Genomic DNA, 11682 nt, shown 5'->3' on the forward strand with positions numbered 1-11682 from the left:
TCTTCACCTATTGCGCCGTCCAGCCGCCGTCCATGCTGAGGTTGGCGCCGGTGATCGAGCCGGCCTCGTCGCGGCACAGGAACAGGGCGAGGGCCGCAACCTCTTCGGGGGTGACGAACTTCTTGGTCGGCTGGGCGGCGAGCAGGACGTCGTTCATCACCTGCTCGCGGGTCAGGTTTCGGGCCTTCATGGTATCGGGGATCTGGTTTTCGACCAGCGGCGTCCAGACGTAGCCCGGTGAGATGCAGTTGACGGTGACGCCATCCTGCGCCGCTTCCAGCGCGACGGTCTTGGTGAAACCGGCAACGCCATGCTTGGCGGCGACATAGGCCGACTTGTTGGGGCTGGCGACCAGGCTATGCGCCGACGCGGTGTTGATGATCCGGCCCACGCCTTGGCGCGCATCGCGGGAAGGGAGAGGCGAGTGGTGTGGAACACCGCGGTCAGGTTGATCCGCAAGATCGCTTCCCATTTCTCGGGCGGAAAATCGGCGACCGGCGAGACGAACTGGATTCCGGCATTGTTGACCAGGATATCGGGCCCGCCGAGTTCGCTGCTGCAACGGGCAAGCATCGCCTCGATCGCCGCGGCATCGCCCAGGTCCGCTCCGTCGTGAAGGGCGCGGGCACCGGACGATTGCTCGAGTTCGCCGCGGATCGCCTCGATTTCCCCGGCATCGCCGAAGCCGTTGATCATCAGGCTCGCGCCCTCCGCGGCCAGCGCACGCGCGATGGCGAGCCCGATGCCCGACGTTGATCCGGTGACGAGCGCGGTCTTGCCCTGAAGCTGCATGCGATTCTCCGATTGGGGAGGGGCGGGTTTCGCTGTCGGACACGCCAATTGCAACCGTTACGGGCGTGGAGCATTTGAAGGGGAAGGACGAGGGAGACACGAAATGCGGTTGGACGGGCCCGGTAGCGACAATTTCGAAGACCGGACGGGCCAGTCCGGCCCGATGCTCGGCGGCATGGGCGGGGGCCTCATTGGCATGTTCCTGCCGATGATCCTGTCGCGCTTCGGCATCGTTGGCATCCTCATCCTGGCGCTCGGCTATTGCGCGCTGACGTCCCTGGGCGGCGGGCTCGGCGGTGGCGGCGGCGGGTCGCCGTCAGGCAAGTCGACGCTCGATCCGGCAACCGGCACATTCATGCGGCAGGTCCTCGGCTCAACCGAGCAGGTCTGGGGCCAGATATTCCAGCAGGCGGGTGCGACCTACAAGCCGACGACGCTGGTCGCCTACAGCAACTCGGGCCAGAGTGGCTGTGGCGCCGCCCAATCGGCGATGGGGCCGTTCTACTGCCCGACCGACCAACGCATCTACATCGATCCGGTGTTCTTCAACGAACTGTCGCGCCGCTTCCAGGCGCCGGGCGATTTTGCCCAGGCCTATGTCATCGCGCACGAGGTCGGCCATCACATCCAGAACCTCGAAGGCACGCTTGACCAGGCGCAGTCCGCGCAGGCGCGGATGAGCCAGGCGGAGGGCAACCAGGTCCAGGTCGCGATCGAACTGCAGGCCGACTGCTATGCCGGCGTGTGGGCTAACCGCTCCGGGGGGATCGAGGCCGGCGACATCGAGGAAGGCATGCGCGCCGCCGAAGCGATCGGCGACGATACGCTTCAGCAGCAGACGCAGGGGCGCGTCGTACCCGAAAGCTTCACCCACGGGTCTTCCGCCCAGCGCATGGAGGCGCTGCGCCGCGGCCTGTCGACCGGCGACCCGGCGCAGTGCCGCTACACCCGCTAGGCCCGGCCTAAAGCCGGACCAGCATCTTCCCGGTGTTGGCGCCGCGGAACAGGCCAAGGAACGCGTCCGGGGCCTGTTCCAAGCCATCAACGATCGTGTCGCGGTCCTTGACCGCGCCCGATGCGACCCAGCCGCCCATGTCGCGGTAGAAATCGCCCATCTTCGGCAGGTAATCGGTGTAGATGAAGCCTTGCAGCCGGATGCGCATCGCGATCACGCGCATGATGTAGCGGAAGGCCATCGGCTCCCCGCTATTGTAGGCGTCGATCATGCCGCAGATCGCGAAGCGTGCATTCTGCCGGGCCAGCGCGAAGGCGGCGTCGAGGTGTTCGCCGCCGACATTGTCGAAATAGACGTCGATGCCCTTGGGCGCCGCCTCTGCCAGCGCCTTGACCACCGGCCCCGCCTTGTAATCGATCACCGCGTCCGCGCCGAGGGAACGGACGAATTCGCATTTGTCCGGCCCGCCCGCCGAACCGATAACGGTCATGCCGCGCGCCTTGGCGATCTGGACGACGGCCGACCCGACCGCGCCGGCCGCGGCTGACACAAAGACAATGTCGCCCTCTTTCGCCGACGCCGCCTCGAACAGGCCGAAATAGGCGGTCGCCCCGGTAAGGCCGAGGTTGGCGAGGAACGCCTGGGGCGGCGCGCCGAGCTGCGGCAGCTTGTTGAGCGCGGAACCGGGAAGGACCGCTTCGTCGCGCCATCCGGCCATGTGGAACACCTGGTCGCCCGGCGCGAAATTGGGATCGCGGCTTTCGACGACGTCGCCCACCGCGCCGCCGTCCATGGGGGCGTCGAGCTGGAATGGCGGGACGTAGCTTTTCACGTCATTCATTCGTCCGCGCATATAGGGGTCGACCGACAGCCAGCGGTTGGCGACGCGCACCTCGCCCTCGGCAAGGTCGCGGGCGGAAGGTCCTTCAGCGCAAAATCTTCCATTACCGGCATGCCCTGCGGGCGGCGCATCAGATGCCAGGCCTTCGCCATTGGTCGACTCCATCGAAGAGGTTGCAATCCGCTACCGGCCTAGGCCCGACGGCGACCAAACGAAAGGCCCGGCCGCCAAGGGGGAAGCGGCCGGGCCTAGTGGTCAGTCGCAGGACGCGCCGACCATAGGGTTGGGCGGTTAGTAGGTGCCCGAGAAGCTACGATCGAGGATGTGCGGACCTTCGTTGCGATGGTCGTCATCCCGTTCGAACAGGGCGCGGTTGCGCACGTCGCTGTCGACGCACAACGCCCGCGCCTCGTCGGCATTCCTGTTGAGGATGACACGGTCACCCTCGACCCTGTCGACCAGCGAGCAGGAGAGCATGTGATGGCGGCCATCGCTGCTGTCATTCTTGGTCAGGACGATATTGTCGCCACGAACCTTGTCGACGGTGCCGATCTGCTCCTCGTCGGACCCGACCACGGTCATATGTTCGCGGACGGATTGCAGCATCTGGCGCTTGCCCTGGCGCTCGTTGCGCCAGCTCGAGAATTCATTCTCGAAGCGCGACTGGTTCTCGCGGCGATATTCATCATAATCACGGTCGAGCGCGTCGATCTGGCGGCGGCGCCACTCGCCATAATGCGGATCGTGGACTCCGCCTGCACTCCCGGCCGCCATTCCGGTGAAGTCACGCTGGCTCGCCCCGCGGTCAAAGCGGTTCTCGAACGACCTGCCCTGGTCCTGGCCGTAATCGCGGTTGGTGTAGCTGCCGGTGTAGGGGCGGCGAGCACCTTCGTCGCGGTATCGCGGCTGGTCGCCGTAGCTACGCGACGGCTGGCTCCAGCGATCGTCCCGGCTGTCCGTCCGGCGGCGGCGTTCTGCGTCGTCGTCACCGAACCAGCTGGCAACTTCGTCACCGGCTCGTTCGAACCAGCCGCGTTCGTCCCGATCATGGTCCCGCCCGTAACGGCCGTACCGGTCACTTCCATGCTCGTCATAGCGGCTGCGCGGTTCGCGCCAATCACGGTTTGGATTGCGATTCCTGGTCATCTTGGTCTCCTCTCGACGCAACTTTCCCCAGCGGAAAATCCACGTCGGTGAAACGCATGGCGACACGCGGCGTTGCGAGCGCTGCGGTGAACGGAGAAGGCGGAACGCCTAATTGACGGACGCATGAGGAACGGCGTTGCAAGGGGGCAAAAGCGCCGCTATTGGGGCCGCCTGCCGAGGGCGCGGGGCTGTAGCTCAGATGGGAGAGCGCTGCAATCGCACTGCAGAGGTCAGGGGTTCGATTCCCCTCAGCTCCACCACCCGCACCTTGGCTGTTTCCCCAACGTGGCAGCAAACCTTCGCACCGAAATCCGGTTAACGATTCGTTGCCGAAACTATCCCGATGCTGTATTGATGGCTGGCTGCCGTCGAGTTGGAGGGACCCCTTATCCCAGCGTCTCGGCGGCGGCACCGCTCGCTAGCGGATCGCGTCGCCCGGCGCTTGAGCCCGCTGAAGGTCGCGGTCGGCGTTGTCGATGGCTTCCAGCAACCCTTCGAACTTCGGTGATTGGTCGATCGGCCACAGCCGATCGAACGAGGAGCCCAAGACCTGGAGGTCTCGCCGGGTCAGCAGTCCGACTGCAACGATCATATCCCCGTGCGACACCTGTACGTCCTTTCGGCTACAGGATTAAACGACCTAGGGACGGTGAAGTGCCTTCCGTTCCGCGTCCGTAATCCGGCGCCAAGAAAAAGGGCCCCTCCGTCATGACGGAGAGGCCCCAATCCGGTTCAGGCTTCTACGAAGCTTAGTCGTCGTTGCGCTGCAGGAAGGCCGGCGCGAATTCGGGCGCCGAGCCTTCGTTGTCACGGTCCGAGCGTTCGCGGCGCGGGCCGCGATCGCCGCGGTCGCCACGATCACCGCGCGGACCACGGTCGCCGCCGTCACGGCGCGGACCGCGGTCGCCACGGCCACCGCCGTCGCGGCGCGGGCCCGGTCACCCCGATCGCCGCGCGGGCCGCGGTCTTCACGCGGCTCGCGGGCCGGACGGGAATCTTCCAGCTCCGCGCCGGTTTCCTGGTCGACGACGCGCATCGACAGGCGAACCTTGCCGCGCTGGTCGACTTCCAGCAGCTTGACCTTCACTTCCTGGCCTTCGGACAGGACGTCGCGGACGTTCTCGACCCGCTCGTTCTTGATTTCCGACACGTGGACCAGGCCGTCCTTGCCCGGCATGAACGTCACGAACGCGCCGAAATCGACGATGTTGGCGACCTTGCCGGTGTAGATGGTGCCGACTTCCGGTTCCGCGACGATGCCGTGGATCCACTGGCGGGCAGCCTCGATCTGCGACAGGTCGGACGAGCTGATCTTGATCAGGCCCTCGTCGTCGATGTCGACCTTGGCGCCGGTCGTCGCGACGATTTCGCGGATGACCTTGCCGCCGGTGCCGATCACTTCGCGGATCTTGTCCTTGGCGATTTGCATCGTTTCGATGCGCGGCGCGTGGGCGGACAGTTCCTCGCGGGTATGGTCGAGCGCCTTGGCCATTTCGCCGAGGATGTGGCTGCGGCCGTCCTTGGCCTGGGCCAAGGCGACCTTCATGATCTCCTCGGTGATGCCGGCGACCTTGATGTCCATCTGCATCGTGGTGATGCCTTCGGACGTGCCGGCGACCTTGAAGTCCATGTCGCCGAGGTGATCTTCATCACCAAGAATGTCGCTGATGACCGCGAAATCCTTGCCTTCGAGGATCAGGCCCATGGCGATGCCGGCGACCGGACGGACCAGCGGAACGCCGGCGTCCATCATCGACAGCGAACCGCCGCAGACGGTGGCCATCGACGACGAGCCATTGCTCTCCGTGATGTCCGACAGGACGCGGATCGTGTAGGGGAAGTCGTCCATCGACGGCAGCATCGGACGCAGCGCGCGCCACGCCAGCTTGCCGTGACCGACTTCGCGGCGGCCCGGCGCGCCAAAGCGGCCCACTTCACCGACCGAATAGGGCGGGAAGTTATAGTGCAGCATGAAGCGCTGGTACGACAGGCCGTCGAGGCCGTCGATCATCTGCTCGGCGTCCTTGGTGCCCAGCGTGGTGGTGCAGATCGCCTGCGTTTCGCCACGCGTGAACAGGGCCGAACCATGGGCGCGCGGCAGGAAGCCGACGATCGCTTCGATCGGGCGGACCGTCTTGGTGTCGCGACCGTCGATGCGGCGGCCTTCCTTGAGGATCGCTGTGCGGACGATATCCGCCTCGAGCGACTTGACCGCCTTGCCGGCTGACAGCTGCTCTTGCGGATCGGCGTCAGCGAAGGCTTCCTTGGCCTTGTCGCGGGCGGCATTGAGCGCGGCCGAACGGGCCGACTTGTCGGTCAGCTTGTAGGCGGCTTCGACGTCGGCGCCGATGATGCCCTTGAGCTTTTCCTTGGCGGCCTTCTTGGCGTCGCTGGTCGCCAGGTCCCACGGATCCTTGGCGGCCTTTTCGGCCAGCTTGATGATGCCTTCGCAGACCTTCTTGCTGGCGGCATGGGCGAACATCACCGCGCCAAGCATCGTGTCTTCCGACAGTTCCTTGGCTTCGGATTCGACCATCATCACGGCGTCGAGCGTGCCGGCGACGACCAGGTCGAGGTCACCTTCGGCGACTTCGGTGTTGGTCGGGTTGAGGATGTATTCGCCATCCTTGTAGCCGACGCGGGCGGCGCCGATCGGGCCCATGAACGGGACGCCCGACAGGGTCAGGGCGGCCGAGGCGGCGCACATCGCGACGATGTCCGGCTCGTTCTCGCCATCGTACGACAGCACCTGCGCGATCACGAGGACTTCGTTGTAGAAGCCTTCCGGGAACAGCGGGCGGATCGGACGGTCGATCAGGCGGCTGACCAGCGTTTCCTTTTCGGTCGCGCCGCGCTCACGCTTGAAGAAGCCGCCCGGGATGCGCCCGGCGGCCGAGAATTTTTCCTGGTAGTGGACGGTCAGCGGGAAGAAGTCCTGTCCCGGCTTGACGTTCTTGGCGGCGGTAACCGCGCAAAGGACGACGGTTTCGCCCATGGTGGCCATGACGGAGCCATTGGCCTGGCGGGCAACGCGGCCCGTTTCGAGCTTGAGGGTCTTGCCGCCAAGATCGATTTCTACAGTTTTGATATCGAACATTTGATTTCCTTCACCCGCGGGCCGGATGCTCCGCGGGTTCATCTGGTGCGGGCAATCCGGCCCGCGGCGGGGTGGGGCGTTCGTTCCTGCCCGGGTCCTGCGCCCCACGCCGAATTGCGAGGGCGTCAGATAGGTAAAGGGCGCCCGAAGGCGCCCTCGTGAAGTTACTTGCGGAGGCCGAGCTTGCCGATCAGGTCGGTGTAGCGCTGGGCATCCTTCTTGCGGAGATAGTCCAGGAGGCTGCGGCGCTTGTTGACCATCATCAGCAGGCCGCGGCGCGAATGGTTGTCCTTCGCGTGGCTCTTGAAATGCTCGGTCAGCGTCTGGATGCGGCTGGTCAGGATCGCGACCTGCACTTCGGGCGAACCGGTGTCGCCGTCTTCGCGGGCGTGTTCCTTGATCAATTCCGACTTCTTCTCAGCGGTAATCGACATCACATACTCCTTGTCGTTTCTAGATGTTGAACCCGCGCACGACGTTGACGTCGCTGTCCGAAACCTCGACCAGCGCCACCGGACGTGTCTCGTCGGTGGCAAGGTAGAGACCCGGATTTACGGGCTTCCCGCAAAGCCGCTGTCCATGACGGAGCAGCTGCGCTTCATCGGGAGTGACGGGGAGGGCCGGGATGTCGTCCAGCCCCGCGCGTAGCGGGAGAACCACCTCGTCAAGGGTGCGCGCCTTAGCGGCTTCGTCCAGAAAGTCCAGCGATATCGCCTGATCAAGGCCGAACGGCCCGGCGTGCGTCCTGCGTAACATGGTGACGTGGCCGCGCGAATTCAACGCCAGCGCGATGTCGCGGGCGAGGCTGCGGATGTAGGTGCCCTTGCTGACGGTCGCCGACAGGGTCGCCTCGCCGGGCGCGAACTTGACCAGGTCGAGCGCGTGGATCTTTACCGCGCGGGTCTTGAGTTCGACCGCCTCGCCCTTGCGCGCAAGGTCGTAGGCGCGCTGCCCGTCGACCTTCAGCGCGGAGTAGGCGGGCGGCACCTGCTCGATCGGTCCGGTGAAGCGGGGCAGGACGGCGCGCACGTCCTGCTCGGTCGGAATGACCTCGCTGGTGGCGATGATCGCGCCTTCCAGGTCGAGCGTGTCGGTTTCGGCGCCGAAGCGGATGGTGAAGTCGTAAGCCTTGGTCGCGTCGAGCATCCGGCCGGCCAGCTTGGTCGCTTCGCCGATCGCGATCGGAAGCACGCCGGACGCCAACGGATCGAGCGTCCCGCCATGACCGACCCGGCCCTTCGACACCCCCGCCTCCCGAAGCGCGCGCTTGACCCAGCCGACGCAGGTCGTCGATCCCTTGCCGACCGGCTTGTCGATGATGATCCAGCCATGCAAGGGGGTCGCCGTCATGGGCGGGCCTGTAGGGGCTTGGCGTGGACAATGCCATGGCCGCGGCTCATAAGCGGCGCCGCGCCCGATGAACGAGCAACCGCCCTCCCGAAGCAAGTTGCGCACCCGGAGCCGCAAGGTGGCGCGCAAGGCCGTCCACCTCACCGCCCGCGAATATCTGCCGATGGCCGCCGCGATCGCCTTCTGGGCGGTATCGGCGCTGGCGGTCGGCCATGCCGACGCGGCGCGACTGCTGTCGGCGACGGTCCTGTTGCGCGCCATCGTCATGCTGGTCGACCTTTCGACCGTGGGCCCGCTTCGCGCCCGCCGCGATGCCCCCGCCGCCGTGTGGCGAAAGAGCCGCCGCAACACCTTCCTGATGCAAGGGGCGGGCCTTGCGCTGGCCCTTGCCATCGTCACGCTGGCCAGCATGGCGCTGTTCGAAGCCGGACAGCAGGCGCTGGCGATGGCCCTGCCGCTGGTGGCGAACGGCCTGCCGGCTCGCGCTTACCGCGGCGCCGATATCAATGCCACGTCGCCCTATTTCCGGCTGATCGTGTCGGGAAGCGCGCTTGCCGCTGCGCTGGCGGCGTGGGCGATGGGGGCTGGCCTGCCGGGCCTCGCGGTCGCCTACGGGCTGCGCGAATGGATCGCGACGATCGTGATGAAGCTCATCCCGCGCCCGCCGGCCGAGAATGAGCGGCAGACCGACGAACCGCTGCGCTTCGCCGAGGTGGCACGCAACACCGTCGTCACCAGCCGTCGCCTGCTGACCTACCGGCTGACCAAGAACATCCTCACCGTGTTCGGTCCGTTCGGCAATTTCGCCGCCCGGACCGGGCGTGGGCTGAACTGGCACAGCCGGCTGGAGCCCTACATGCCCCACCGCCGCAGCGGCTTCATCCTGTTTGCGCTGTTCACCGGGGGGCGGCGATCGGGCTGGTCGTCTGGAGCGGCGAGCCGGCGGCGATGATCGCGGCTGCGGGCCTGACGCAGCTTTGCGCCATCGCCATCAACGTGCTCATCCTGTGGCGTTACCTGCCGCGGCGGGACGATCCGGACCTCGTCATCGACGAGAGCGAGGACGAATAGGTCAGGGCCGGCGCGACAGGCCGAGAGACAGCTGGCGGGCCTCACCCTCGCGCAGCCGTTCGAAGAAATGCTTGCGGCACAGCGCGACATAGCGGTCGTTGCCGCCGATCTCGGTCTGCGCCCCGGCGGCGACGGCCAGCCCCTCGGCGTCGACGCGAAGGTTCATCGTCGCCTTGCGCCCGCATTCGCAGACTGCCTTCAATTCGATCAGGCTGTCGGCCAGCGCCAGCAGGGCGGCCGATCCCGGGAACAGCTGCGCCTGGAAATCGGTCCGCAGGCCGTAGCACAGCACGGGAATGCCAATCTCGTCGGCGACGCGGGTGAGCTGCAGCACATGGCCGGTCGTCAGGAACTGCGCCTCGTCGACCAGCACGCAATCGAGCGGACGCTGCTTGATCTCATCGCCGATCGCCTGGAACAGGTCGATGTCGGGGGCGAACCGGTGCGCATCGGTGGCGAGGCCAATGCGAGAGCCGATAACGCCGTCACCCTGCCGATCATCGAGCGCCGCGGTCCACAGCATCGTGCCCATGCCGCGCTCACGATAGTTGAAGTCGGCTTGCAGCAGCGTCGTCGATTTTCCCGCGTTCATCGCCGCGTAGTAGAAATAGAGTTTGGCCATCAGCGCGCCTCCCACTCGTCGCGCAGGATCGAGAACAGCACCGTGTCGCGGACATGGCCGGTCCAGGTGATGCGGTCGGCGCGCATGACGCCCTCACGCACCGCGCCCAGCTTGGTCATCGCCGCCTGGCTCCGGGCGTTGCGCGCGTCGACTCGGAACTCGATCCGGCGGTATCCGCAGTCGAAGGCGCGGCGCATCATCATGTCCTTGATCCGGCGGTTGATGCCGGTGCCGCGATAGCGCGGACGGTAATAGGTATTGCCGATCTCCAGCACGCCGCGGGCTTCGTCGATGCCGAGGAAGCAGCTCATTCCGATCGTCTCGCCATCCGCATCGAACAGCACGAAGCGCACCCACGGCAGGGCCATGATCTTGTCGAAGCTGGCGTCGAACGCCTCGCGACCGAAATTGGTCGCGTAGATTTCCCAAATTTCCGGGTCTTCGGCGCAGGCGGCTTTCAACGCCGGGCGATGCGCCTCGGTCATCGGCACCGCACGAACGCCATCACCTTCGATCGGCGCGGCAAGGCCGCTCATTCGGCCTCATCGTCCAGGTCCTGCGCCACATGCTCACTGCGAAGGATCTGGTCGATCTTGCCGCCTTCGTCGAAGCTCTCGTCGACCAGGAACTTGAGGCGCGCGGCATATTTCATGCTCACGCGCTGGGCGACCTCGCGCTGCAGATAGGCGGTGTTGGTGCGCAGCGCCTTCAGCACGACCGCCTCGTCCTGGCCGAGCAGCGGTTTCACGAACACGGTCGCGTGGCGAAGGTCGGGCGACATGCGCACCTCTGTGACGCTGACGAGATGGCTTTGCAGCGTGTCGTCGTGGACATCGCCCCGCTGCAGGATGTCGCTCAGGATGTGACGCACCTGCTCGCCAACGCGCAGCAATCGGACGCTGCGTCCTTCGGGGAGGTGTCGTTATGCCGGGCCATTGAGGTTTTCTAACTCCAAGATCGGGTTACGTCTTCCGCCGGAAAACGCAGTCGAATTCGACCGCGCTGGCGGGATCGTCGGGCAGGCTGTTGACCATGTGGAACTGCGCCGGGCTGAATCCCATGCCGTCAAGCTCGACGATCGCCTCTGGGAAGGTCCAGACACCTTCATAAAGCCGCTCGACCGGGATCTCGAGCTGAACGCCGGCGCAGCTCTTCAACAGTTTGCCCGCGCCATCAAGCACCGCCTTCTCGAACCCCTGGGTGTCGATCTTGAGGAAGATCGCCCTCGCGTCGTTCCCCTTGAGCGTCGAATCCAGAGTTACCAGCGGCACCCGCTCGACATGCACCTTTTCCAGCGACCGGTAGTTCGCGGCGCCATAGTCAGACGCGGGAAGGATGGAGCTGAACACGTCGTTGCGGGTGACGTTGACCGTCGCCTCGCCCTTCCTGGCGCCAACCGCCGCCCGGGTGGTCGTCCAGTTTCCGTCGGCCTTGGCGATGGCCGACAGGTCGTCATAGGCGGCGGCGACCGGTTCGAACGACCAGATGCGGCCGCGATAGCCGCGCTCACGGAGCATCGTGCCATACTGGCCGCGGTTGGCGCCGACATCGAGCACCAGGTCGACCTTGCGATGGTCGAGGAAGCGGCGGAGACCCGGTTCGTTGTGGATCTCCGCGCCGAAGCGATAGGCGATGTCGTGAACCAGCCTTTTAAACATCGTCCCGCCTTATTGGCCTTGCCCGAAAATAATGGGCACAAGCACGATCGCCAGGCAGCTGGCGGCCAGCCACAAGCAACCCAGGTCGCCAAGGCAACCGATGAAGACTTCCGCGCAGCCTTGGCGCTCGCGGACCTGTTCGTCGGTTGG

General features: G+C 65.8%; 11 protein-coding genes, 1 tRNA gene and 3 pseudogenes. 4 read left to right on the plus strand and 11 right to left on the minus strand.

The window, feature by feature from the left end; genetic code table 11:
* Positions 1-7: 7 nt before the first annotated feature.
* A pseudogene (locus tag H9L12_RS02000) lies at positions 8-792 on the minus strand (3-hydroxybutyrate dehydrogenase).
* Positions 793-895: 103 nt separating this feature from the next.
* On the opposite strand from H9L12_RS02000, the gene ypfJ reads away from it, so the two are divergent.
* Positions 896-1747, plus strand: a complete 852-nt coding sequence (ypfJ, locus tag H9L12_RS02005; RefSeq protein ID WP_187542410.1) for a KPN_02809 family neutral zinc metallopeptidase — start codon at positions 896-898, stop codon at positions 1745-1747.
* Between the two features lie 7 nt (positions 1748-1754).
* Here the strand turns inward: ypfJ and H9L12_RS02010 are convergent.
* Together H9L12_RS02010 and H9L12_RS02015 are read right to left on the minus strand one after the other, a co-directional pair.
* Positions 1755-2740, minus strand: a pseudogene (locus tag H9L12_RS02010) (NADP-dependent oxidoreductase).
* 139 nt (positions 2741-2879) lie between these two features.
* A complete protein-coding gene (locus H9L12_RS02015; RefSeq protein ID WP_187542411.1) occupies positions 2880-3734 on the minus strand; it encodes a DUF2171 domain-containing protein in 855 nt (284 codons plus the stop codon).
* Positions 3735-3918: 184 nt separating this feature from the next.
* Here H9L12_RS02015 and H9L12_RS02020 point away from each other — a divergent pair.
* Positions 3919-3994 (plus strand) — tRNA-Ala (locus tag H9L12_RS02020).
* A 158-nt stretch (positions 3995-4152) separates the two neighbouring features.
* Here the strand turns inward: H9L12_RS02020 and H9L12_RS02025 are convergent.
* From H9L12_RS02025 to truB, 4 genes and pseudogenes are all read right to left on the minus strand, one after another.
* Positions 4153-4341 carry a hypothetical protein gene (locus H9L12_RS02025; RefSeq protein WP_187543311.1) on the minus strand — a complete coding sequence of 63 codons (189 nt, stop codon included), beginning with the start codon at positions 4339-4341 and terminating at the stop codon, positions 4153-4155.
* Positions 4342-4483: 142 nt separating this feature from the next.
* Positions 4484-6831, minus strand: a pseudogene (gene pnp / locus H9L12_RS02030) (polyribonucleotide nucleotidyltransferase).
* Positions 6832-6995: 164 nt separating this feature from the next.
* Positions 6996-7265, minus strand: coding sequence for a 30S ribosomal protein S15 (gene rpsO, locus H9L12_RS02035; RefSeq protein ID WP_187542412.1), 270 nt, complete (start codon positions 7263-7265; stop codon positions 6996-6998).
* Positions 7266-7284: 19 nt separating this feature from the next.
* Positions 7285-8181: a tRNA pseudouridine(55) synthase TruB gene (gene truB, locus H9L12_RS02040; RefSeq protein WP_187542413.1), complete on the minus strand. Its 897-nt coding sequence runs from the start codon at positions 8179-8181 to the stop codon at positions 7285-7287.
* A gap of 67 nt (positions 8182-8248) precedes the next feature.
* Between truB and H9L12_RS02045 the strand changes: the two genes are divergently transcribed.
* Together H9L12_RS02045 and H9L12_RS13860 are read left to right on the plus strand one after the other, a co-directional pair.
* Positions 8249-9133: a hypothetical protein gene (locus H9L12_RS02045; protein WP_187542414.1), complete on the plus strand. Its 885-nt coding sequence runs from the start codon at positions 8249-8251 to the stop codon at positions 9131-9133.
* On the plus strand, positions 9130-9252 hold the full coding sequence (locus H9L12_RS13860) for a hypothetical protein (RefSeq protein WP_281399793.1): 123 nt from the start codon (positions 9130-9132) through the stop codon (positions 9250-9252). The genes H9L12_RS02045 and H9L12_RS13860 overlap by 4 nt, the downstream gene beginning before the upstream one ends.
* A gap of 1 nt (position 9253) precedes the next feature.
* Here H9L12_RS13860 and H9L12_RS02050 read toward each other — a convergent pair whose 3' ends face one another.
* From H9L12_RS02050 to H9L12_RS02065, 4 genes are all read right to left on the minus strand, one after another.
* Positions 9254-9874, minus strand: a complete 621-nt coding sequence (locus tag H9L12_RS02050; RefSeq protein ID WP_187542415.1) for a thymidine kinase — start codon at positions 9872-9874, stop codon at positions 9254-9256.
* A complete protein-coding gene (locus H9L12_RS02055) occupies positions 9874-10410 on the minus strand; it encodes a GNAT family N-acetyltransferase (protein ID WP_187542416.1) in 537 nt (178 codons plus the stop codon). The genes H9L12_RS02050 and H9L12_RS02055 overlap by 1 nt, the downstream gene beginning before the upstream one ends.
* Positions 10407-10766, minus strand: a complete 360-nt coding sequence (rbfA, locus tag H9L12_RS02060) for a 30S ribosome-binding factor RbfA (protein WP_187542417.1) — start codon at positions 10764-10766, stop codon at positions 10407-10409. Before rbfA ends, H9L12_RS02055 begins: the two co-directional genes overlap by 4 nt.
* 70 nt (positions 10767-10836) lie before the next feature.
* Positions 10837-11532, minus strand: coding sequence for an FkbM family methyltransferase (locus H9L12_RS02065; RefSeq protein ID WP_187542418.1), 696 nt, complete (start codon positions 11530-11532; stop codon positions 10837-10839).
* Positions 11533-11682 lie beyond the last annotated feature (150 nt).

Source organism: Sphingomonas rhizophila (assembly GCF_014396585.1).
Lineage (GTDB): Bacteria > Pseudomonadota > Alphaproteobacteria > Sphingomonadales > Sphingomonadaceae > Sphingomicrobium > Sphingomicrobium rhizophilum.